This window comes from Martelella alba (assembly GCF_005217455.1).
Taxonomy (GTDB): Bacteria; Pseudomonadota; Gammaproteobacteria; order Enterobacterales; family Enterobacteriaceae; genus Acerihabitans.
Genome location: NZ_SZPQ01000004.1, coordinates 1 through 21,227, shown reverse-complemented (window position 1 = coordinate 21,227; position 21,227 = coordinate 1). Strand labels below are relative to the sequence as shown.

20 protein-coding genes are annotated in these 21,227 nt (G+C 56.5%); 11 read left to right on the top strand and 9 right to left on the bottom strand.

The window, feature by feature from the left end; genetic code table 11:
- Positions 1–189 precede the first annotated feature (189 nt).
- Positions 190–672 carry a kinase inhibitor gene (locus tag FCN80_RS05770; RefSeq protein WP_136988956.1) on the top strand — a complete coding sequence of 161 codons (483 nt, stop codon included), beginning with the start codon at positions 190–192 and terminating at the stop codon, positions 670–672.
- 81 nt (positions 673–753) lie between these two features.
- On the opposite strand, the gene pgl is transcribed toward FCN80_RS05770, so the two are convergent.
- Positions 754–1,746: a 6-phosphogluconolactonase gene (gene pgl, locus FCN80_RS05765; RefSeq protein ID WP_136988955.1), complete on the bottom strand. Its 993-nt coding sequence runs from the start codon at positions 1,744–1,746 to the stop codon at positions 754–756.
- A gap of 174 nt (positions 1,747–1,920) precedes the next feature.
- Here pgl and FCN80_RS05760 point away from each other — a divergent pair, with 174 nt between their 5' ends.
- Complete coding sequence (locus FCN80_RS05760) at positions 1,921–2,745, top strand: pyridoxal phosphatase (protein WP_136988953.1); 825 nt, start codon at positions 1,921–1,923, stop codon at positions 2,743–2,745.
- Positions 2,746–2,872: 127 nt separating this feature from the next.
- Here the strand turns inward: FCN80_RS05760 and modC are convergent, their stop codons facing one another.
- The 6 genes from modC to FCN80_RS05730 form a co-directional block, all read right to left on the bottom strand.
- Positions 2,873–3,931 carry a molybdenum ABC transporter ATP-binding protein ModC gene (gene modC / locus FCN80_RS05755; RefSeq protein ID WP_136988951.1) on the bottom strand — a complete coding sequence of 353 codons (1,059 nt, stop codon included), beginning with the start codon at positions 3,929–3,931 and terminating at the stop codon, positions 2,873–2,875.
- A complete protein-coding gene (gene modB / locus FCN80_RS05750) occupies positions 3,931–4,620 on the bottom strand; it encodes a molybdate ABC transporter permease subunit (RefSeq protein WP_136988949.1) in 690 nt (229 codons plus the stop codon). The genes modC and modB overlap by 1 nt, the downstream gene beginning before the upstream one ends.
- Entirely contained in the window at positions 4,620–5,399 is a 780-nt protein-coding gene (gene modA, locus FCN80_RS05745; RefSeq protein WP_136988947.1) for a molybdate ABC transporter substrate-binding protein, read from the bottom strand. Before modA ends, modB begins: the two co-directional genes overlap by 1 nt.
- A gap of 193 nt (positions 5,400–5,592) precedes the next feature.
- Positions 5,593–6,702: a D-alanine--D-alanine ligase gene (gene ddlA, locus FCN80_RS05740; protein WP_136988946.1), complete on the bottom strand. Its 1,110-nt coding sequence runs from the start codon at positions 6,700–6,702 to the stop codon at positions 5,593–5,595.
- Positions 6,703–6,945: 243 nt separating this feature from the next.
- Positions 6,946–7,323, bottom strand: coding sequence for a hypothetical protein (locus FCN80_RS05735; RefSeq protein ID WP_136988945.1), 378 nt, complete (start codon positions 7,321–7,323; stop codon positions 6,946–6,948).
- 529 nt (positions 7,324–7,852) lie between these two features.
- Positions 7,853–8,020: an AcrZ family multidrug efflux pump-associated protein gene (locus tag FCN80_RS05730; RefSeq protein WP_136988944.1), complete on the bottom strand. Its 168-nt coding sequence runs from the start codon at positions 8,018–8,020 to the stop codon at positions 7,853–7,855.
- A 231-nt stretch (positions 8,021–8,251) separates the two neighbouring features.
- Here FCN80_RS05730 and modE point away from each other — a divergent pair, with 231 nt between their 5' ends.
- The 7 genes from modE (at position 8,252) to gpmA (ending at position 16,095) form a co-directional block, all read left to right on the top strand.
- Positions 8,252–9,043, top strand: a complete 792-nt coding sequence (gene modE / locus FCN80_RS05725; RefSeq protein WP_136988943.1) for a molybdenum-dependent transcriptional regulator — start codon at positions 8,252–8,254, stop codon at positions 9,041–9,043.
- A gap of 116 nt (positions 9,044–9,159) precedes the next feature.
- Positions 9,160–10,626: a molybdate ABC transporter ATP-binding protein ModF gene (modF, locus tag FCN80_RS05720; RefSeq protein WP_136988942.1), complete on the top strand. Its 1,467-nt coding sequence runs from the start codon at positions 9,160–9,162 to the stop codon at positions 10,624–10,626.
- 332 nt (positions 10,627–10,958) lie between these two features.
- Positions 10,959–11,975 carry a UDP-glucose 4-epimerase GalE gene (galE, locus tag FCN80_RS05715; RefSeq protein ID WP_136988941.1) on the top strand — a complete coding sequence of 339 codons (1,017 nt, stop codon included), beginning with the start codon at positions 10,959–10,961 and terminating at the stop codon, positions 11,973–11,975.
- 11 nt (positions 11,976–11,986) lie between these two features.
- Positions 11,987–13,039: a galactose-1-phosphate uridylyltransferase gene (gene galT / locus FCN80_RS05710; protein WP_136988940.1), complete on the top strand. Its 1,053-nt coding sequence runs from the start codon at positions 11,987–11,989 to the stop codon at positions 13,037–13,039.
- Positions 13,036–14,184 carry a galactokinase gene (gene galK / locus FCN80_RS05705; RefSeq protein ID WP_136988939.1) on the top strand — a complete coding sequence of 383 codons (1,149 nt, stop codon included), beginning with the start codon at positions 13,036–13,038 and terminating at the stop codon, positions 14,182–14,184. Before galT ends, galK begins: the two co-directional genes overlap by 4 nt.
- Positions 14,178–15,224, top strand: a complete 1,047-nt coding sequence (gene galM / locus FCN80_RS05700) for a galactose-1-epimerase (protein ID WP_136988938.1) — start codon at positions 14,178–14,180, stop codon at positions 15,222–15,224. Before galK ends, galM begins: the two co-directional genes overlap by 7 nt.
- A 118-nt stretch (positions 15,225–15,342) precedes the next feature.
- Positions 15,343–16,095, top strand: coding sequence for a 2,3-diphosphoglycerate-dependent phosphoglycerate mutase (gene gpmA / locus FCN80_RS05695; protein WP_136988937.1), 753 nt, complete (start codon positions 15,343–15,345; stop codon positions 16,093–16,095).
- A gap of 125 nt (positions 16,096–16,220) precedes the next feature.
- Here the strand turns inward: gpmA and aroG are convergent, their stop codons facing one another.
- Complete coding sequence (gene aroG / locus FCN80_RS05690; RefSeq protein ID WP_136988936.1) at positions 16,221–17,318, bottom strand: 3-deoxy-7-phosphoheptulonate synthase AroG; 1,098 nt, start codon at positions 17,316–17,318, stop codon at positions 16,221–16,223.
- Positions 17,319–17,633: 315 nt separating this feature from the next.
- Here aroG and FCN80_RS05685 point away from each other — a divergent pair, with 315 nt between their 5' ends.
- Both FCN80_RS05685 and zitB read left to right on the top strand, forming a co-directional pair.
- Positions 17,634–17,945, top strand: a complete 312-nt coding sequence (locus FCN80_RS05685; protein ID WP_136988935.1) for a protein YbgS — start codon at positions 17,634–17,636, stop codon at positions 17,943–17,945.
- Positions 17,946–18,256: 311 nt separating this feature from the next.
- Entirely contained in the window at positions 18,257–19,219 is a 963-nt protein-coding gene (gene zitB / locus FCN80_RS05680; protein WP_136988934.1) for a CDF family zinc transporter ZitB, read from the top strand.
- A 16-nt stretch (positions 19,220–19,235) separates the two neighbouring features.
- Here the strand turns inward: zitB and nadA are convergent, their stop codons facing one another.
- A complete protein-coding gene (gene nadA / locus FCN80_RS05675) occupies positions 19,236–20,297 on the bottom strand; it encodes a quinolinate synthase NadA (protein WP_136988933.1) in 1,062 nt (353 codons plus the stop codon).
- Positions 20,298–21,227: the final 930 nt, after the last annotated feature.

Sequence of the window (21,227 nt, the reverse complement as noted above, 5' to 3'; positions counted from 1 at the left end):
CTTAAGCGCGAATAATCCACCCAGAAGATCGGTCCGATTGAATCCCGCCGGGTTTGATGCGATATTTTACCCCATGGCGGCCGGCCAGAATTTTGCGTCCTCGACGACAGCAGCGCAAACCGAGCTTAACCTGTTCGGCGCCGCCGACATGGTCCGCCGCTTTTCCCTAACACACCAAATGAGGCAGACATGGCTTTTAAACTGTTCAGTAATGATCTGCAAGATGGCGAAAAAATGCCGGAACGTCATGTTTTCAAAGGAATGGGCTACGCCGGGGACAATATTTCGCCGCACCTGGCCTGGGACGATGTCCCGGCCGGCACCAAAAGTTTCGTGATTTCAGTCTATGATCCGGACGCGCCGACCGGTTCCGGCTGGTGGCACTGGATTGTGGCCAATCTCCCCGCCGATACCCGCAGCCTTCCCCAAGGGGCCGGCTCCGGTCAGGCTACGCTACCGAAAGGGGCGATACAGACCCGCACAGACTTTGGTAAAGCCGGTTACGGCGGCGCGGCTCCGCCTGCCGGCGAGACCCATCGTTACCAATTTACCGTCCACGCGCTGGATGTGGAAAAGCTCGATGTGGACGAAAACGCCAGCGGGGCGCTGGTAGGTTTTAATGTGCATTTCCATTCCCTGGGCAGCGCCACGCTCACTGTCACTTACAACTGACATTTCATAACGGCCGACGGGTTATCATCGCCCGTTGGCCGATGCCCCCTTCGGGCCGTCTGTCAGGCAAAGCGATGTCATTCAACGGCCAAGGAAAGTCACCCACATCGGCCCCTTGCCCGCTTCATAGCGCGCCAGCGGGTGCAGATTGCCGGTTTCGTCATCGATTCGGTAGACCCCGATGTGATTGGACTTCTGTCCGGCCGCCACCAGATAACGCCCCTTTTGGTCAATATTGAATCCACGGGGCTGGGTTTCCGTCGGCTGGTGGCCTGCCAAGCTGAGTAAACTGCCGTCTTCCGACACGGCAAAACAGCTGATAACACTGGCGGTGCGATCGCAGGTGTAAAGAAAGCGGCCGTCGGGGGTGATATGGATATCGGCGGCCCAGCGGGTATCGGCGAATCCGGACGGCATGCAATCCAGCGTCTGAACGATGCGCGGCGCGCCTTCGCCGGACAAGGCGTAGACATCCACGGTGCTGTTGAGCTCATTAATGCAATAAGCGTAAGGCTGGTGCGGATGGAAATCCATGTGGCGCGGGCCGGCGCCCTCGACGGCCGCTATCGCTTCCGGCTTACCGATTTGCAGGCGGCCATCGGCGAGCAATTGATATAAGCGGATGCGATCTTCCTTCAGACAGGGAACCCAGAGCTTTTGGTTTTCGGGATCGATATTGACGGAGTGACAATTGGTCAATCCTTCCAATACTTGGATCGGCGCGCCGGCCACGCCCGATTCGTCGATGGGGCTGACGCTGGCGCAACTCATGCTGTAGGACGCGCAAAACAGAAACCGGCCCTGGCGATCGGTGGAAAGATGGGTCGGGCTACCGGGCAGCGGCGCCATACCGGCTTCAGTCAACAACCCATTATCATCAATACGGTAACTGCTCACCCCGAAAGCGGGGCGCACGCCAATATAAAGATGGGTTTTTGCCGGATTGATCGCCATGGGCTGCCCCTGCCCCTGGGTATCCACTACCTGCAACAGGGTCAGTTGCCCCTCTTTATCCATTTGCCAGACGTGGATTTGCTGACTCTCTGGACTGGCAACATAGACGATCTGCTTCATGAGTTCTCCTGATTAAATATTGGCGCTGATATGTCTGGTCGGCGGGTCTAGCGTATCGTCCCTAAGCATGTCACTGTCGCGGCGGGTTATCCACCGGCATTTTTCACGTTTTCGCCAAACAGCTTACGGTGTACCATTCATAATGAATACTATATTGATCATAATGAGATAACTATGACCTATCGCGTGATTGCTCTGGATCTGGACGGAACCCTATTGGATCGGCAAAAAAGAATATTGCCGGAAACGTTAAAGGCCTTATCGGAAGCGCGTGCCGCCGGCATAAGGGTCGTGGTGGTCACCGGGCGACACCATACGGCAATCCATCCCTTTTATCAGGCATTGCAGTTGGATACGCCGGCCATTTGCTGTAACGGTACCTATTTATATGATTATCCCGCGCAAAAGGTGTCTACCGCCAATCCCCTGCATGTCGGGCAGGCCCGGCGCGTCGTGGCTTTACTTGACGAGTTTGGCATCCATGGGCTGATATATGTGGATGATGCCATGCTCTATGCCCAACCCAGCGACCATGTCACCCGTTCTTTGGCCTGGTCGGAAACCCTGCCGCCAGCCCAGCGGCCGAATTTGCTGCACGTGCCGAACCTGCTCGAAGCGGCCGAGCAGGCCGGCGCAATTTGGAAGTTCGCCACATCCCATCCCGATACTGCCGCCCTGCAGGCTTTCGCCAACGCGGTGGAACAAGAGCTGGGGCTGGCTTGCGAATGGTCCTGGCATGATCAGCTTGACGTGGCGCAAACCGGCAACAGCAAAGGTAAGCTATTACAGGAATGGGTCGCTTCGCAGGGAATGGGTATGGAGCAGGTAATTGCTTTCGGCGACAATTACAATGACTTGAGCATGCTTGAAGCGGCGGGTCTGGGCGTGGCGATGGGCAATAGCGACGATACCATCAAGGCCCGGGCCGATCTGGTTATCGGCGACAATCAAAGCAGCGCCATTGCCGACACCCTCTACCAACGGGTACTGGGACATTAGAGCGCGCCATGCTTCGTGAGGCCCATCGGCGGCGTTGAACCACGCGCCGAGCGGCAAAGCGCTAAAGCCGCCGCCCAGGGCCAATCACAAACGGCGCCACCGGCCGTTCAACGGGGGAATGCCACCGTCAGGGCGCGATGGATACGCTTTTTATCTGCGCGTAAAGCGCCATGCCGGCATGTAGCCCCAGCTCATCGCGGGCCCAGGGACTGATCCGCGCCCAGAGTATCTGTCCGTCGATATCCAGCATCACTTCTACCTGCTCGCCCACCGCCAAACATTCCTTCACGCGTGCCGGCAGAATATTACGGATACTGCTGCCGATTGGCGGCGTGAGCGCCAGCGAAACATCCCCTGAGGCGATACGGATGCGCAGCGTACTGCCAACCGGCTGCGCCACCAGATTGACCCACAAGCGCTGCTCGCCCAACGCCACGGCGGTCATGGCGTAATCCGGATGCTGGCCGGCGACCCGGACCTTCAGCACACTGCTTTGTTCGCCGGGTTTCAACCAGGGACGCAACGCCCGGCTGGCCCACACCTCTTCCAGCGGCCCATAAGCTTTCACTTTTCCGCCATCAAGAATGAGCACCCGCTCGGCCAGTTGCAGAATCTCCTCCAGGCTATGGCTGACATACAAAATCGGGATGTCCACCTCACCCGCCAACCGCTCGAGATAAGGAAGGAGTTCGCGTTTGCGCAACAGATCCAGCGAAGCCAGAGGCTCGTCCATCAACAGAATTTCCGGCGCGCTGAGCAACGCCCGTCCGATGGCCACCCGTTGTTTTTCGCCGCCCGACAGCGTATTGGGATACCGGCGTAGCAAGGGTTCGATGCCCAGTAAGGTGATAATGGCGTCGAACTGAGCGCGCATGGAAGGCGCCATGCCGTAGAACAGGTTGCCTTGCACCCGATAGTGGGGGAACAGACGCCCATCCTGGAAAACATAACCGACCCGCCGCTTTTCCGGCGCCAGAAATACGCGCTGCGCGCTATCGGACAAGGTCCGGCCATTTAGCACAATCCGCCCCTGCTGCGGGCGGGTCAATCCGACAATGGCGTTGATGAGCGACGTTTTGCCGGCGCCGGATACGCCGAAAATCGCCGTAATGCCTTTGCCTGGAATATCGGCCGCCACCTCCAGGCGTAAATCGCCAAGTTCCTGGCGGATATCGACCTGCAACATTATCCCCCCAAACGTTTACGGCCCCAGACGGCCAACCCGTCGGCGATAAGCAGCGACGCCAACGAGAGCAGAATGGCCAGCACACACAGGCGGGCCGCCGCCGATTCCGCTCCCGGCGTTTCAATTAGCGTATACATCGCCAAGGGGATGGTGCGGGTTTCACCGGGAATATTGGAAACAAAAGTGATGGTGGCGCCGAATTCCCCCAGGGAGCGAGCAAACGCCAACACCGTCCCCACGACGATGCCGGGAAAAGACAACGGCAGGGTGATAGTGAAAAAAACGCGCCAGGGACCGGCGCCCAGTGTGCGCGCCGCTTGCTCCAGACGCCTGTCGACGGCCTCCAGCGATATGCGGATGGCGCGCACCATCAATGGGAAAGCCACCACCGCCGAGGCCAGCGCAGCGCCCCGCCAACTGAAACTGAAACTGAAACCCGTCAGTTGATACAGCCAGGCGCCTATCACGCCGCGCCGGCCCATGCCGATTAGCAGCAGATAGCCAATCACCACCGGCGGCAGCACCAGCGGCAAATGAATGATACCGTCCACCAGCGATTTGCCCGGGAAACGGCATCGGACCAGGACCCAGGCGACCAGAATGCCAAGCGGCAGGCTGCAGGATACCGCCCACAGCGAAACCTTAAGGCTTAGCGCGACCGCCTGCCACTCATAATCCGATAATGCCATCAGCGCGGGGTAAAGCCATATTGCTTAAACACCGCGGCGGCGGCCGGCGTTTTCAGATAATCGTAAAAGGCTTTGGCGGCAGCCGTATCGTTGCCTTTGATTAGCGCCATCGGGTATTCCACGGGTTTATGACTGTCTTGCGGAAACTCGCCCACCACCTTGACGCCCTTGCTGGCCACCGCGTCGGAGCCGTATACGATACCCAGCGCGGCCTCCTGACGTTCCACCAGCGCCAGAGCGGCGCGAACATCATTGGCGCGGGCCATTTCGGGGGAAACCGTGTCCCAGGCGCCGAGATGCTGCAAGGCATCCTTGGCATAAATGCCCGCCGGCACATGATCCGGATCGCCTACCGCCAGTTTTTGTCCCTTGAGGAGGGATTTCCAGTCGGTCTGCTTATCGATTTTGACCGTTCCCTGTTGACTCGACTTGGGCGCCACCAGCACCAGATCATTACCCAACAAGGTATAGCGGGTATCGTTGACGATGGTCTGTTTATTCTGCGCGTAATCCATCCATTGCTGATCGGCGGAGATAAACAGATTGGCCGGCGCCCCCTGCTCGATTTGTCTTGCCAGGGTGGAAGATGAAGCAAAAGAGGAGACAATGTCGACCTTGTGTTCTTTCTGATAGGTCTTGGCGATATCCTGCATTGCGTTGGTCAGGGACGCGGCGGCGAAAACCGTCACCTTGCCGCCGTCCGACGCCGCTGTGGCCTGAAATGCCATACCCGCGGTCAATACTGCCCCCGCCACCCATTTCAATGTGTGTTTTTTCATAAGTGCGTCCCGAGTTGTCGTTATGCAAAAAAGCATATAACGGGTGACTTTTTTTGTCATTACTTATTGTAAGGTGTAATGCATTGTTACCGGATTTGTCGACTGGCCGCGCCGCGGCGGCACCTCGCCGGGCGAACGGACACCAACACCGGGCCGGGTTTCGCCACACCGGCCCGGAACGCGGCGATAAGAATCAGCGTTCGGTTTTTAGCCGGGCGGCGCCATGGGCTCGTTCCAAGGCAAGGGTAAGCAAACGGTCCACCAACTGCGGGTAGGTCAATCCGCTGGCTTCCCACAGTTTCGGATACATGCTGATGGAGGTGAATCCAGGAAGCGTGTTGACTTCGTTGATGAGAATATCGTCGTCTTCGGTCAGGAAGAAATCCACCCGCGCCATCACGGCGCATTCCAGCACCCGGAAAGCCGCCTGGGCAAGCAGCCGGATTTCGTCGCTCAGCCGATGTTCCAACTGGGCTGGGATCACCAACCCGGCCTGGCCGGTTTTGAGATATTTGGTGTCATAGGCATAAAATTCATCGTTGGCCAGAATTTCGCCGCACACGCTGACGGAGGGCTGATCGTTACCTAATACCGCGGTTTCGATTTCCCGTCCTTCAATGGCGGTTTCCACCAACACTTTGCGATCATAGGCGAATGCCTGCTCCAGCGCGCGCCGGAAGCCGTCTTCGTCTTCTACTTTGCTGACGCCCACCGAAGATCCCTGTCCAGCCGGTTTGATGAATAACGGCAAACCCAACTGGCCAGTCAGTGCGGCGAAATCCGCCATTGCGGCATCCGATCGGTGCAATGTCACCGATGGGGTAACCGGCAAGCCGGCATCGCGCAAAATCCGTTTGGTCATGTCCTTGTCCATGCAGACGGCGGAACCCAGCACGTCCGGACCCGCGAAAGGGATTCCCAGTACTTTCAACACCCCCTGGACGGAACCGTCCTCCCCTGCCGAACCATGCAGCACGGAAAAAGCCACATCCACCATCGGCAGGATTTCCCCGCTGGCAATGTCGATCAACTGACCGGCGGAGTGGCCGGGCACCACCGCGAGATAATGCGCCGACGGCGCCAGCGCGATACGGGCCGGATCATCGGGATTGACCAGATAGTCAACCTCGTCGCACAGCATCCAGCGTCCCTGTTTATCCACGCCGATCAACAGCACATCGTATTTTTGCCGATCGACGGCATTAATGACATTGATCGACGACCGCAACGAGACTTCATGTTCGGTGGATTGACCGCCGAACAATACCGCCAGCCGTTTTTTGCCGCTTATCGGTTGTTCCATCACTTCCTCTTTGATCGTTAAGGCAACATTTAACGCCAACAGAGTATTAGCCGGCGGACAGCAAGTAAAGTCCCGGTACGCGCGGTCTCATAAAGTGTGATCCGATCCGGAGCCGGCATACCTTTCGCGTCTCCAGAACACCCCGAATCGGCTTTGCGCCGTCAGGCTCTCGTGCGCCAATCCGAATACCATTCGTGGTATCGCGCGCCTGGTCGCCCTTGACCGCCGTTGGCGCGGCATCCCCTAGACTGAAACCCGGCGCTTGTTGAAAGGTTGTTCGGCACCGCCATTTTGCGCGGACGCCTCCTCGGCATCGACATAATGGGATAGCAGGGCGATGCAGTCATCCTCCAACGCGGTAAAAAAGCAGGTCAACGCCAAAGTATGAATCTTGGCCCGCATCAGCGCAGCGCGAATGGCGGCCCGATCCCCGGTTGCAACGGCGCGGCGCGCGTCGGCATAGCTGGCGAATAATTTATTTAATCTTTCATTGTACACATCATCATAATTCAAATGACTATCCGCATTCAGGCTGCTTTTGACTTCGCATGAGGGCAGATGGGTATTATAAATATCATGCAGTAGTGTTTTTATCGTCTCGAAAGACTGCTGGGGTCCCATTGGGGATGTCTCCATTTCATTTTTATAAGTGAGCGCGCCCTATTCCCGCCTGTCGGATATCTATCCGCCAGACGTTGAGCCACCTCTTTGCCGGCGGCGTCGGCCCCCTAGTCAGAGCGTGGCTTATATACTCCCGGAAGGCGCTCGCTGTCCGCCGCGATGCGGCCTGAAGTATGTAGAGTCTATGCCAACCGATTTTATCTCTTTCCTTCAATGAACGACCATTGCTGAAAACTAAACGAAATTCATATCGGCGCGATAGAGACCCCATGCCGGAGCCCAAAGATAAATTATTTGGAATATAAATAAATATACCAACGCATGCAAAATGCCCGCTTCTTTCAATGGCAGAGGTGATGGAACTTCGTTGAAGGGAGACGTCGGTGTTTCGCCAAGATACCCCGCGAATGACGTCAACACAGCACATGACGTCCCGGTGGTATGCCATGGCGCGGGGCGGGAAAACGCCCTCGCCGCGAGCCGCTAAACCGAAGGCGAGGCGGCGCGCCGTGACAACGGGGACATCCGCTTAAGACCGGTTATCGGCCGGATCCTTTTGATCGTGACCCCGTGGTTTGCCAATTTTGGAAATGACGTTGAACAGTTCTCCCAGGAAATAAATCAATCCCAGGATAACCGCCATCACGACCGGCACCATAATCACAACGATAATCAAGCTTTCCAATAATTCAAGCATTCAAGCCTCGTTCATGCCATCGGCACGCCATGTCAGTCATTACGGGTCTTTATACCACCTTCCGACGATGACGACCACGCTTTTCATGTCATCGCGCCAGGCGAGGAATTTGCGCTGTGCCGTCTAATGGGCGACAATTCTTCCGGTTTTCCATGCGAGCGTTTACCTTTACCCCATTGAGAATGCCGAAGATCACGGGAAACACCTCTTACTCACATAAGGCAGACAGGCATGCAGGCCGAAATCCTATTAACCATGAAACTTCAGCAGCGCCTTTTTGCCGATCCGCGGCGAATCGAGCTGCTAAAGCAGATAAAACACACCGGCTCCATCAGCCAGGGCGCCAAACTGGCGGGGATCAGCTACAAAAGCGCGTGGGATGCCATCAGCGCCATGAATGATTTGGCGGAACAAACGCTGGTGGAAAGAGCAACCGGCGGTAAAGGCGGCGGCGGCGCCACATTGACCCATTATGCCGAAAGGCTGCTTCAGCTTTATGATCTGCTTGGGCAAATCCAGCAAAAAGCCTTTGACGTTCTCCAGGACGATCGGCTGCCATTGGACAGCCTGCTGGCGGCCATTTCCCGTTTTTCCCTGCAAACCAGCGCACGCAACCAGTTTTTCGGCACAGTGCTCGCCCGTACCCATCAGCAGGTACAGCAGCACGTCGATATTCTCTTGGCCGATGGAGAAACCCGCCTGGTCGTGGCCTTGACCCAACAGAGCGGCGATCGCCTGCAACTGGCGCCGGGCAAGGAGGTGCTGGCGCTAATCAAAGCGCCCTGGGTCTCGGTGCAGGCCGGGCGGTTACCCGCGGATGCGGCCGACAATGTCTTGCACGGCACCCTTACCCACCTGGAGCAAGGACAGGATAATGATGAGGTGCTGATGGCGCTTGCCAGCGGCGAAATGTTATGCGCCACCGTTCCCAAGGCGATTTCCCAGGAGCAACACTTGGAGGTGGGCCGGGAAATCACCGCCAGCTTCAATGCCGATCAAGTGATTATCGCCACGCTTTGCTGACGTCATAATCCCCCCCGGCCGCTGCCCCTGATGCGGATTTCAAGGGGCAAAACAGTTGACTTTGCCGGATAAAAACCAGATGCTGACGACATCAGTTGCATAAATAGGAACAATCAATGCCGTCATTGCATATTTTGCAAGGATTATTTCGTTTAAGCGATACCCGCTCCCTGGATATCGCGGCACTGGATATTCAATCCGGCCAAGGCTGGGCGTTCGTCGGCGCGAACGGCAGCGGCAAGTCCGCCCTCGCCCGGGCCTTGTCCGACGATTTGCCGATCTTAACCGGGCTACGGCAGAGCGACTTTCAACGGGCCACCCGTCTGTCGTTTGAGCAGTTGCAAAAGCTGGTGGCTGACGAATGGCAACGCAACAACACCGATCTGCTCAGCGAGGGCGAGGACGACACCGGCCGCACTACCGCGGAAATCATTCAGCAGCAGCGGTCGGATCCGGCGTTATGCCGGAAACTGGCGCAGCGGTTCGGTATCGATCATCTGTTGACGCGCCGATTCAAATACCTTTCCACCGGCGAGACGCGTAAGACGTTATTATGCCAGGCGTTAATGGCCGAACCTGATCTGTTGATCCTGGACGAACCCTTCGACGGCCTGGACGTGGCCTCGCGGGCGCAACTGAGCGAGATGCTGCGCGATTTGGCGGACCAGACGCGCGCATTGGTCCTGATCCTCAACCGCTTCGATGATATCCCGGCCTACATTGATCGCGTGGGCATCCTGGCGGACTGTCATTTGTCCCGCACCGGCGATCGAGAGACATTGCTGTCCGAGGCGTTAATCGCCCAGTTGGCGCATGCCGAGTCGCTTCGCGGCGCAACCTTGCCGGAAACCGAGACGCCGGGACAAAAGAACGCACTGCCCCCCAATGAGCCACGCATCACCTTGCGCAACGGGGTGGTATCTTATCAGGACCGCCCGGTTCTGCACCAATTGAACTGGCAAGTGCTACCCGGCCAACACTGGCAGATCGTGGGGCCGAACGGCGCCGGTAAATCCACACTGCTCAGTCTGATCACCGGCGACCATCCGCAAGGCTACAGTAATGATCTGACCCTGTTCGGCCGCCGTCGGGGCAGCGGCGAGACCATTTGGGAAATAAAGCGGCATATCGGCTACGTCAGCAGTAGCCTGCATCTGGACTATCGCGTTAGCGCCACTGCCCGCAGCGTCATTTTGTCCGGTTTTTTCGACTCCATCGGCGTTTACCAGGCGGTGTCGGAACGCCAGCAGCTTCTGACCCGCCAATGGCTGACCCTGTTAGGTCTCAGCGCCGAGGCGGACGCGCCTTTCCATAGCCTGTCCTGGGGCCAGCAGCGGCTGGTGTTAATTGCCAGGGCCATGGTCAAACATCCGGCCCTGCTTATTCTTGATGAGCCGCTGCAAGGTTTGGATCCCCTCAACAGGGAATTGGTTCGCCGCTGGGTCGACGTCCTGATAGGCGAAGGCGAGACGCAGTTGCTGTTCGTTTCCCACCATGCGCAAGACGCCCCCGCGTGTATCACTCATCGGCTGACATTCGTCCCGGAAAACGATGGCTACTGTTATCAAACCGAAGCGCTCTGATATCTTCCCCGCCCTCAAGAGCGGGGTTATGCGGCATAGCCTGATAACGTCATGGCCATAAGCGCCGGCGCCGCGCCAGGGAGAGTTCGCCGGCCGCAACGGAAATGCCGGCATCGGGTATGCCGGCATAATAATGAAAGCGTTACCACCTATACCCTCCATTTTTTTCTGCCAGTCTCACAGACCATACCGTTGATTTACCCTAACTTTCGCCTTACGTCGCGAATTTCGATAGTAATTTAATGTAATCGATTTCATTTTTTCCGGTATGATCACCTTTTAAGGTCATTTGGCATGTTAATTTAGCAGCAACAGAAAAGAAGGAGCCGTGAATGTCGATACTCGTTACTGGTGGTAGCGGTTACATAGGCAGTCATACCTGCCTGCAGCTTCAAGCCGCCGGTTACCAGCCAGTCGTCGTGGATAACTTGCATAACAGCAAGGCCGGCGTGATAAACAGCCTGGCAGCCGTCGGCGGTAAGAAACCGGTTTTTTATCAGGGAGATATCCGGGATAAAGCCTTACTGGCGACCCTTTTTCAAGAACACCGCATCGAGGCCGTTATCCATTTCGCCGGATTGAAGGCAGTGGGCGAATCGGTTCGTCAACCCGTTGATTATTACGAAAACAATGTCGGCGGCACGCTGGCCCTGATTGGCGCCATGCATGACGCCGGCGTCAAGAATCTGATTTTCAGTTCCTCAGCCACGGTCTACGGCGACCAGCCGGTCGTGCCTTATCGGGAGGATTTGCCCACTGGCCGCCCGGCCAGCCCTTATGGCCGTAGTAAACTGATGGTGGAAGAGATCCTGCGCGACGCGCAGCACGCCTGGCCCGACTGGAGTGTAACGCTGTTGCGCTACTTTAATCCGGTCGGCGCCCACCCCTCAGGCGAGATGGGGGAAGACCCCCAAGGGGTTCCCAATAATCTGATGCCCTTTATCGCCCAAGTCGCCATCGGTCGGCGGCCCGAACTGGCCATCTTTGGCAATGACTTCCCCACTCCGGACGGGACGGGCGTTCGGGACTATATTCATGTTATGGATCTGGCCGACGGCCATGTCGCCGCGTTAGCCGCGCTACAAAGCCGGCCTGGCCTGCACGTTTATAATCTGGGATCGGGAATCGGCCACAGCGTGCTGGAGGTGGTCGCCGCCTTCCGCCAGGCCAGCGGGCATGAGATTCCTTGCCGTTTTGCCCCGCGGCGCGACGGCGATCTGCCGGCTTACTGGGCCGCGCCGGAAAAAGCGGCCCGCGATCTCGATTGGCGGGCGACCCGCTCGCTGGCCGAGATGGCCCAGGATACCTGGTGCTGGCAATCCCGGCATCCAAACGGCTATACGGAATAAGAGGAACTTCTATGCAGCAGTTTAATCCCGTCGATCATCCCCACCGCCGCTTCAACCCGTTAAACGGCCAATGGGTGCTGGTCTCGCCGCATCGGGCAAAACGCCCCTGGCAGGGCCAGCAGGAGACGTCGTCGTCCGTCGTGCCGCCCGCCCATGATCCGGAATGCTATTTGTGCCCAGGCAATATCCGGGTTTCCGGCGACCGCAACCCGGACTACGCCACGACGTACGTGTTCACCAACGACTTTGCCGCGCTGATGGAAGACACGCCGGCCGCCCCGGCCGATCAGGATCCGTTGATGCACTGCGAAAGCGCTCGAGGCACCAGCCGGGTGATCTGTTTTTCTCCGGATCATGGCAAGACGCTGCCGGAACTGCCGTTGCCGGCCCTTGAAGCCATCGTCCAGACCTGGCGGGCACAAAGCGCCGAACTGGGCCAGCGCTATCCCTGGGTTCAGGTCTTCGAAAACAAGGGGGCCGCCATGGGATGTTCCAACCCGCACCCGCACGGTCAAATCTGGGCCAATAGCTTTCTGCCCAACGAGGCCAAACGCGAGGATGACAATCAACGCGAATATTTTCGGCGTTACGGCTCGCCTATGCTGGTGGATTATGCCGCCCGGGAATTGGCCGATGGCAGCAGGACCGTGGTGGACACCCGGCATTGGCTGGCGGTGGTGCCCTATTGGGCGGCGTGGCCGTTCGAAACCCTGCTACTGCCCAAAGCGCATGTGCTGCGTCTGGACGCCCTGGATGGCGAACAGGCCGCCGATCTGGCTCTGGCGCTGAAAAAGCTCACCAGCCGCTATGATAACCTGTTCCAGTGCTCATTCCCTTATTCCATGGGCTGGCATGGCGCGCCGTTCATTGAGCAGGATAACCGCCATTGGCAGTTGCACGCGCATTTCTATCCGCCGTTGTTGCGTTCGGCCACAGTGCGTAAATTCATGGTGGGTTATGAAATGCTGGCGGAACCCCAGCGTGATTTGACCGCCGAGCAAGCCAGCGACCGGCTGCGCGCAGTCGGTGATATCCATTTTCGGGAAACCGGAGTCTCCCTATGACCTTAAAAACAATTACTGAATCCACCTTCCGTCAATCATTCGGTTATGCGCCCACCCTGACGGTGAAGGCGCCTGGTCGCGTTAATCTGATAGGCGAGCATACCGATTACAATGACGGTTTTGTACTGCCCTGCGCCATCGATTATGAAACCGTGGTCAGTTGCGCGAAACGGGACGACCGGTTAGTACGGGTTATCGCCGTGGATTGTGACCATCAGCAAGATATTTTTTCGCTAGATGAGCCAATTTTAACCCACGACAGTCAGCAATGGTCCAATTACGTTCGCGGCGTGGTAAAACATCTGCAACAACGGGACGGCCATTTTGACGGCGTCGATTTGGTATTGAGCGGGAATGTCCCGCAAGGCGCGGGACTCAGTTCGTCGGCGGCGCTGGAAGTGGCGGTGGGCAAGGCGATTCAGACATTATACCATCTGCCGCTGGATAACGTCGCCCTGGCCTTAAACGGACAGGAAGCGGAAAACCAGTTCGTCGGTTGCAACTGCGGCATCATGGACCAATTGATTTCGGCGCTGGGCAAAGACAACCATGCGCTTTTGATCGATTGCCGGACGCTGGGCACCAGGCCCGTCCCCATGCCGGCCAATGTGGCGGTAATCATCATCAACTCCAACGTTAAGCGCGGTTTGGTGGACAGCGAATACAACGCTCGCCGGCAGCAATGCGAAATCGGCGCCCGCTTTTTCGCCGTTGACAAACTGCGCGATGTGGAAATGAGCCAGTTTATCGCCGTTGAGAAAGAACTGGATCCGGTGGTCGCCAAACGGGTTCGCCATGTGTTGAGCGAAAATGCGCGCACCTTGGCCGCGGCCGACGCACTGGCGGCCGGCGATCTGGCCAGCATGGGCGTCCTGATGGCCGAGTCGCACGCCTCTATGCGCGATGATTTTGAAATTACCGTTCCACCCATTGATACCTTGGTGGATATCGTCAAAGCCGAGATCGGCGATGCCGGTGGCGTTCGCATGACCGGTGGCGGTTTCGGCGGTTGCGTCGTCGCCTTGGTGCCGGCGGACCTTGTGGAAGCGGTACGTGCGGCGGTGGAAAGCCAATATCGTCGGCGTACCGGCCTTAAAGAAACGTTTTATGTTTGTCATGCTTCCGAAGGAACAGGACTATGTTGAAAGAATATGAGTCGGGCACCGCGCCCGACGGTCAGCCATTCAATTGTGTGACCCTAGGTTTTGAAACCGGCCTACAGATAAGCCTGATGGATTGGGGCGCCACCTGGCTGTCTTGTCAAATGCCGCTTAAATCCGGCGCTCGACGCGAAGTGCTGCTGGGGTGCCCCACCCCGGCGGAATATCCGCAACAATCCGCCTATCTGGGCGCCACGGTGGGCCGCTACGCCAACCGTATCGCCAATGCCGTCATTGAGCGGGACGATCAAACATGGAAGCTCAACGCCAACCAAGGCGAACATCAGTTGCATGGCGGCGCCGAGGGTTTTCATGCCCGTCGTTGGGAATGCGTTGAACATACCCGTACTTCGGTACTGTATCGGTTGTTTTCCGCGGATGGGGATCAGGGATTTCCCGGCAACCTGACGGCCATGGTGCGTTATACGGTCCGCGAGGACAATTCCGTGGTCATTGATTACCGGGCAACCGTCGACAAGCCCTGTCCGGTCAATCTGACCAATCACGCCTATTTTCATCTGGATGGCGCTAATAGCGATGTCCGCCAACAGACATTGCAGATTTACGCCGGCCAGTTTCTGCCGGTCAACAGCGACGGTATCCCGTGCGCGCCGCTTGCCGACGTGGAGGACACCGGCATGGATTTCCGGCGGCCCAAAACCATCGCCCAGGATTTTCTGCGCGATCGCGATCAACAGCGGGTCAAGGGCTATGATCACGCCTATTTGCTGTACAACGCCTGCCACGATGGTGAAAGCCCGGCGGCGCAACTGTGGTCTGCCGATGGCCAGATTCTTCTGCAAACCTATACCACGGCGCCGGCCTTACAGCTTTACACCGGCAACTTCCTGGCGGGTACGCCGGCGCGCCAAGGTGGTGAATATCAAAATTACAGCGGAATAGCGCTGGAAAGCGAATTTTTGCCGGACAGCCCGCACCATCCGGGATGGCCGCAACCGGATTGCTGGCTACTGCCCGGCCAGACCTATCGTTCCCAAACCCGTTATCAGCTCGTGGCGCTCTAACGTAACGGCCGGCGAGTTATTTCACGGCGGATTGATCTTATGCGGTTGCCGCCCTGGCCGGGCAGGCAATATAATAAAAAGAGTTTTCATAAAATCTTCGACGTTAAGGAGTCAAACAATGGCAGTAACGAAACTGGTCCTGGTACGGCATGGTGAAAGCCAGTGGAACAATGAAAATCGCTTCACGGGCTGGACGGATGTGGATTTGTCCGATAAAGGCCGTAGCGAGGCGAAAGCGGCGGGTAAACTGCTTAAAGCCGAAGGCTATATCTTCGATTTCGCCTATACGTCCGTTCTCAAGCGCGCGATCCATACCCTGTGGAACGTTCTGGACGAACTGGATCAGGCCTGGCTGCCGGTGGAAAAATCCTGGCGTTTGAACGAACGGCATTACGGCGCGCTGCAAGGCTTGAATAAAGCCGAAACCGCCGAAAAATACGGTGACGAGCAAGTTAAACAATGGCGGCGCGGCTTTGCGGTTACCCCGCCGGAACTGGAACGCGGCGATGAACGCTTCCCCGGCCATGATCCCCGCTATGCCAAACTGACTGAGTCGGAACTGCCCACCACCGAAAGCTTGGCCCTGACCATTGAGCGTGTCATCCCCTATTGGAACCAGACGATTTTGCCGCGCATGAAAAGCGGTGAACGCGTGATCATCGCCGCCCACGGCAACTCCATCCGCGCGTTGGTGAAATTTCTCGACCACATGAGCGAAGACGAAATTCTTGAGCTCAATATCCCCACCGGGGTCCCGCTGGTATACGAATTCGACGACAATATGAAGCCCATCAAGCACTATTATCTGGGCAATGCCGACGAGATAGCCGCCAAGGCCGCAGCTGTCGCCAATCAGGGTAAGGCCAAGTAAAGCACGTCGATTGACCCTGGCGGCCCCTGAACGCCGCCGCCAGTCGGCATGTCTGACGAATTGGGGAACAGCCGCGCGCGTTCCCCTTTTTTTCGACGGCTATCCGCCGGATCGGGCCTGGATATTTATCCGGTATGCCCCGAAGTCTCAATTGTCATAACGGGACGCGGGTGCGCGCGCCGATCTCGTACCGCCTGCGCCAACTGGCGTAGTAGCGCTTCCGTATCGCTCCAGCCGATACAGGCGTCGGTCACGCTTTGGCCGTAGACCAGCGCTTTACCCTCTCCGAGGCTCTGGCTGCCTTCCGTCAGATGGCTTTCCACCATAACGCCGATGATGCCGTATTCCCCACCTTGCAATTGCGCGCACACATCCTGCCCGACAAGCAATTGTTTTTGAAATTGCTTGCTGCTATTAGCGTGGCTGAAATCAATCATGACCCGTGCCGGCAAGCCTGCTTTGGCCAGTCCTTCCTTCACCGCCCGGACATGGTGGGCGCTGTAATTGGGCTCCCGTCCGCCACGCAGTATGATATGGCAATCGTTGTTGCCGCTGGTATTGACGATGGCGGAATGGCCCCATTTGGTCACCGACAGGAAACAGTGCGCCGCGCCGGCGGCATTGATGGCATCGATAGCCACTTTGATGGTGCCGTCGGTGCCGTTTTTGAATCCCACCGGACAAGACAAGCCGGACGCCAGTTCGCGGTGTACCTGTGACTCCGTGGTGCGCGCGCCGATGGCGCCCCAACTCATCAAATCGGCCACGTATTGCGGCGTGATCATATCCAGGAACTCGCCCGCCGCGGGCATCCCGCTGTCATTGATATCCAGCAGCAGTTTACGGGCGATGCGTAGGCCGTCGTTGATCCGAAAGCTGTTGTCCATTAGCGGATCATTGATAAGCCCCTTCCAGCCGACGGTGGTGCGCGGCTTTTCAAAATAAACCCGCATAACCACCTCCAGTTCATCCTGCAAGGCATGCCTCATGGTCAGGAGGCGGGCGGCATAATCCTTGGCCGCTTCGGTGTCGTGAATGGAGCAGGGACCGATTATCACCAATAAGCGGTCATCAGCGCCATTGAGAATCTTATGCACGGCCGCTCGCGCGGTGGACACTGTTCGTGCGGCCTGCTCAGTGGCCGGATATTTCTCCAGCAAGGCCACTGGCGGCAGCAATTCTTTAATTTCTCTTATTCTTAAATCGTCATTCTGATAATTCATAATGGTTTTATTTCTCTTTGCCCCTGGGCGCTTCATCGCGGTAATGTCATGATTTACTGCATTAATGTCATCCCGGTCGCGATCGATTGTTGTAAACGTGTGTTTTACAGGTCAGACATCAAAAATTTGATCAATACGGAATCTTGACTAAGCTTAAAGTATGACAAGCCGGCGTCAACTGGCATATAAATTGTCGCCGCCGGTAGGCTGATAATTCTTTACAGGGCCTTTGGATGCGCCTCAAAGAGCCGCCCGTATCGAAAAGTTGTAAAAATACGGGCTTCAACCCACCTCCAGCCTGAAAGAGGAAAATGTATGCAAAATCTGACTCCCAAAAACCTGGCGATCTTTCTTTTCACCGCCGTGATGATGTTGGGCGGCGGCGCCGCACTGGCGGCCTCTTCCGACGCCAGCAGCCAAAACTCCGGCACCGGCCTCGACAACCAATCCGGCAGTGAAGGCGCTAAGCAAAATTTACCGCCCAATAATGTAAATAACAACAAAATCAACAATAGCGGAACCGACATGAGTTCCGGCCAAAGCGACAGTCAAGGCGTTTGCCAGGGCGGGAACTGCCCGGACAACACCACCCCCTCCAGCAATCAGTCCGACACTAAAACGGAATAATTATTCCAAAACCTCTTGATCAGCCCCCGCGCGGTCCATATTCGGAACCTGCTAAACCAACGTGGATATGCGTCTTCCAGATTCAGTCCGTGTGAAAATCTTTGGGAAGATGATGTTTAACCTTGGTTAAACCGGCCACATGGCCGGGCGGTTAAGTCGCCCGGCTCTTTTGCTTCCGGGGACGATTCTCCCATCCGCACACACTTTCTGCAACACTTCCGCATCGCCCTTACCTGCCGCGCAAATTGTTACGGCAATCCCGGCGTTCCCCGGTATACTCTTCCCTAGGAAACTTATCGACAGAGGTGGAGATGGCGGAAACACATCAGCATAATCATACCCATGACATCACGGATAACGGGAACCATAAGCGGTTGCTAGCCGCTTTTGTCATTACCGCCGTCTTTATGGTTATCGAAGTGGTCGGAGGCGTGCTGGCGGGGTCTTTGGCGCTACTGGCCGATGCCGGGCATATGCTCACCGACGCCGCCGCCCTGCTCATGGCGCTGCTGGCCGTTCGCTTTGCGCAACGCAAGCCCAACAGCCGCCACACTTTCGGTTATCTGCGCCTGACCACGCTGGCGGCGTTTATCAATGCCCTGGCTTTGCTCATTATTACATTGCTTATTTTCTGGGAGGCCGTGCGGCGTTTCTATCAACCCCACCCTGTTTCAGGCTGGCCGATGATGGCTATCGCGGTAAGCGGTCTGGTGGCCAATCTGCTTTCATTTTGGTTTCTGCATGGCGGCAACGGCGAGAAAAACATCAATCTACGGGCGGCGGCATTGCACGTACTGGGGGATTTATTGGGTTCGGTCGGCGCTATCATTGCCGCATTGGTGATTTTGCTTACCGGCTGGCTGGTCATCGACCCCATTTTGTCGATTTTGGTATCCTGTCTGGTGCTACGCAGCGGCTGGCGCCTGCTGCAAGAAAGCCTGCATGAACTATTGGAGGGCACGCCGAGCCAAATTGACATTGAGAAACTTAAACATGATTTGTCACTGCATATTCCCGAGGTGCGCAATATACATCATGTGCATATTTGGCAGGTCGGCGAAAAACCGGTCATGACACTGCATGCGCAAGTGGTCCCGCCTTATGATCACGATGCCTTGCTGCATCGGATCCAGGACTACCTGCTGCACCAGTACCACATCAGCCACGTCACCATACAAATGGAATACCAGCAATGTCCGGAGGGCGATTGCGGCATCATGATCGCCGGGCAGGACCAGCATGATCACGTGCATCTGCACGCCCACCACCATTGATGACGACAGGCGACGCTTAGGCATTGCCAGCCACCTTGACATTCAATTCGGCGGCGAAAGCCAGCATCCGGTTTAACGGCACCAGCGCCTTGTCGCGCAACCCGGCGTCGACATTGACCTCATGGGCGCTTCCCCCCTCCTCCAGGCCCGATGCGATAGCCTCCAGGCCATTCATCGCCATCCAGGGACAATGGGCGCAGCTTCGGCAAGTGGCGCCATCACCGGCGGTAGGGGCTTCCAGCAAGGTCTTTTCCGGACAAGCCTGTTGCATCTTATAAAAGATTCCGCGATCGGTAGCGACTATCATTTGTTGCTGCGGCAATCGTTTGGCCGCCTGAATGAGCTGACTGGTGGAACCCACCGCATCGGCCATCTCCACCACCGCCTGGGGGGATTCGGGATGCACCAGGATCGCCGCATCCGGATAAAGCCGTTTCATATTAAGCAGCGCGCGGGTTTTGAATTCGTCATGCACGATACAGGCGCTTTGCCAACACAGAACATCCGCGCCGGTTTGTTGCTGGACATAGCGACCGAGGTGGCGATCCGGCGCCCAAAGGATTTTTTCGCCCAAACTGTCGAGATGCTCAATAAGCTCTACAGCGATACTGGATGTCACCACCCAGTCAGCACGCGCCTTTACCGCCGCCGAGGTGTTGGCGTAAACCACTACGGTACGATCAGGGTGTGCGTCGCAAAAGGCGCTGAAAGCTTCGGCCGGACATCCCAGGTCCAAGGAACATTCCGCCTTGAGCGTTGGCATTAGAACGGTTTTTTCCGGACTAAGGATTTTCGCCGTCTCGCCCATAAACCGTACGCCGGCCACCAGTAATGTGGTAGCCGGATGACTGCTGCCGAACCGGGCCATTTCCAGAGAGTCGGCGACGCAACCACCCGTGGCCTCGGCCAAGGCCTGGATTTCCGGATCGGTATAATAGTGGGCCACAATGACCGCATTACGCTTCTTTAAAAGCCCTCTGATTTTAGTATGATAATAAAGCTTTTCATCCGCCTTGAGCGCTCTGGGCTTAGGCGGGAACGGATAAATCGCGGCATTGACATCCATTGCATCGGTCATGGCGTATCTCGTCTGGGTTGATGCGCAACGGTTGAGACCTGAGGCCAACCTGAACTTTACGCACCTTATGTTTCATATACTAAACAAAATAATCAAATTCGCACTAAAAGTCGTCTGCTTTTTGCGTTTTTTTACAGAAACTGTTTAGTTGAAATGACATCATACACGCCCCCGACGGTTTTGCAGGAAACGCTAAGGCCGGGTAATACCCGGAAAGTTTATCAACGCGAACAATGCCAAGCATAGTCGACATCAAACCAACCAAGAGCAAACGGAAAGCGGATTGGGTGTATACACTCCTTTCACTTCCCTTTGACGCGCGGCGGCCAGTGGGCGACCCATTCGTCGGGTATGCATTTGGATCGCCCGTGGCGCAGCCCCGGTGACACAGGATGCCTCTCATAATCCCCGGGCGCATAGCTCACTATGTGACTGGGGTGAGTGGATGTAGCCAAAAGAGGCGACTTGAAGTATGACGAGTATAGATGCCGCATGGCTATCACTCATGCCTTTAGGTCGAATCGGGACAGTTGCTGACGAGGCAAATACAAGCATGTTTTTATTCTCATCCAGGGCAAAGTTTATTAATGGATAAATTACGGCTATTAATGGATGAGCCTCCCGGCACTCACTTATCTCGATAACTTATTGATATTATTATGATATATTGATTTCAACTTTGTCGTGCCAGGTTGATTTTTTTTAAGTGGTGCGCATATACTCAGAATTTAAATGGGGTTATGCATAGGGGACATTATGGTTCGCATCGCAATTGATATGGATGAAGTCATCGCGGATACATTTCCTGCTTTACTGGATTGGTATCGTGAAAGATACGACTGAGTAGGCCCCTTGCGAAACCAGACAGTAGAAGTCTCTTAACTTAAGAGATAGGCTTGGATACATGTCTAACACTAACGCTAATTTTGA

Coding starts and splice junctions, on each gene's coding strand:
- FCN80_RS05770 (WP_136988956.1), top strand. CDS start 190: ATGGCTTTTAAACTGTTCAGTAATGATCTGCAAGATGGCGAAAAAATG.
- pgl (WP_136988955.1), bottom strand. CDS start 1,746: ATGAAGCAGATCGTCTATGTTGCCAGTCCAGAGAGTCAGCAAATCCAC.
- FCN80_RS05760 (WP_136988953.1), top strand. CDS start 1,921: ATGACCTATCGCGTGATTGCTCTGGATCTGGACGGAACCCTATTGGAT.
- modC (WP_136988951.1), bottom strand. CDS start 3,931: ATGTTGCAGGTCGATATCCGCCAGGAACTTGGCGATTTACGCCTGGAG.
- modB (WP_136988949.1), bottom strand. CDS start 4,620: ATGGCATTATCGGATTATGAGTGGCAGGCGGTCGCGCTAAGCCTTAAG.
- modA (WP_136988947.1), bottom strand. CDS start 5,399: ATGAAAAAACACACATTGAAATGGGTGGCGGGGGCAGTATTGACCGCG.
- ddlA (WP_136988946.1), bottom strand. CDS start 6,702: ATGGAACAACCGATAAGCGGCAAAAAACGGCTGGCGGTATTGTTCGGC.
- FCN80_RS05735 (WP_136988945.1), bottom strand. CDS start 7,323: ATGGGACCCCAGCAGTCTTTCGAGACGATAAAAACACTACTGCATGAT.
- FCN80_RS05730 (WP_136988944.1), bottom strand. CDS start 8,020: ATGCTTGAATTATTGGAAAGCTTGATTATCGTTGTGATTATGGTGCCG.
- modE (WP_136988943.1), top strand. CDS start 8,252: ATGCAGGCCGAAATCCTATTAACCATGAAACTTCAGCAGCGCCTTTTT.
- modF (WP_136988942.1), top strand. CDS start 9,160: ATGCCGTCATTGCATATTTTGCAAGGATTATTTCGTTTAAGCGATACC.
- galE (WP_136988941.1), top strand. CDS start 10,959: ATGTCGATACTCGTTACTGGTGGTAGCGGTTACATAGGCAGTCATACC.
- galT (WP_136988940.1), top strand. CDS start 11,987: ATGCAGCAGTTTAATCCCGTCGATCATCCCCACCGCCGCTTCAACCCG.
- galK (WP_136988939.1), top strand. CDS start 13,036: ATGACCTTAAAAACAATTACTGAATCCACCTTCCGTCAATCATTCGGT.
- galM (WP_136988938.1), top strand. CDS start 14,178: ATGTTGAAAGAATATGAGTCGGGCACCGCGCCCGACGGTCAGCCATTC.
- gpmA (WP_136988937.1), top strand. CDS start 15,343: ATGGCAGTAACGAAACTGGTCCTGGTACGGCATGGTGAAAGCCAGTGG.
- aroG (WP_136988936.1), bottom strand. CDS start 17,318: ATGAATTATCAGAATGACGATTTAAGAATAAGAGAAATTAAAGAATTG.
- FCN80_RS05685 (WP_136988935.1), top strand. CDS start 17,634: ATGCAAAATCTGACTCCCAAAAACCTGGCGATCTTTCTTTTCACCGCC.
- zitB (WP_136988934.1), top strand. CDS start 18,257: ATGGCGGAAACACATCAGCATAATCATACCCATGACATCACGGATAAC.
- nadA (WP_136988933.1), bottom strand. CDS start 20,297: ATGACCGATGCAATGGATGTCAATGCCGCGATTTATCCGTTCCCGCCT.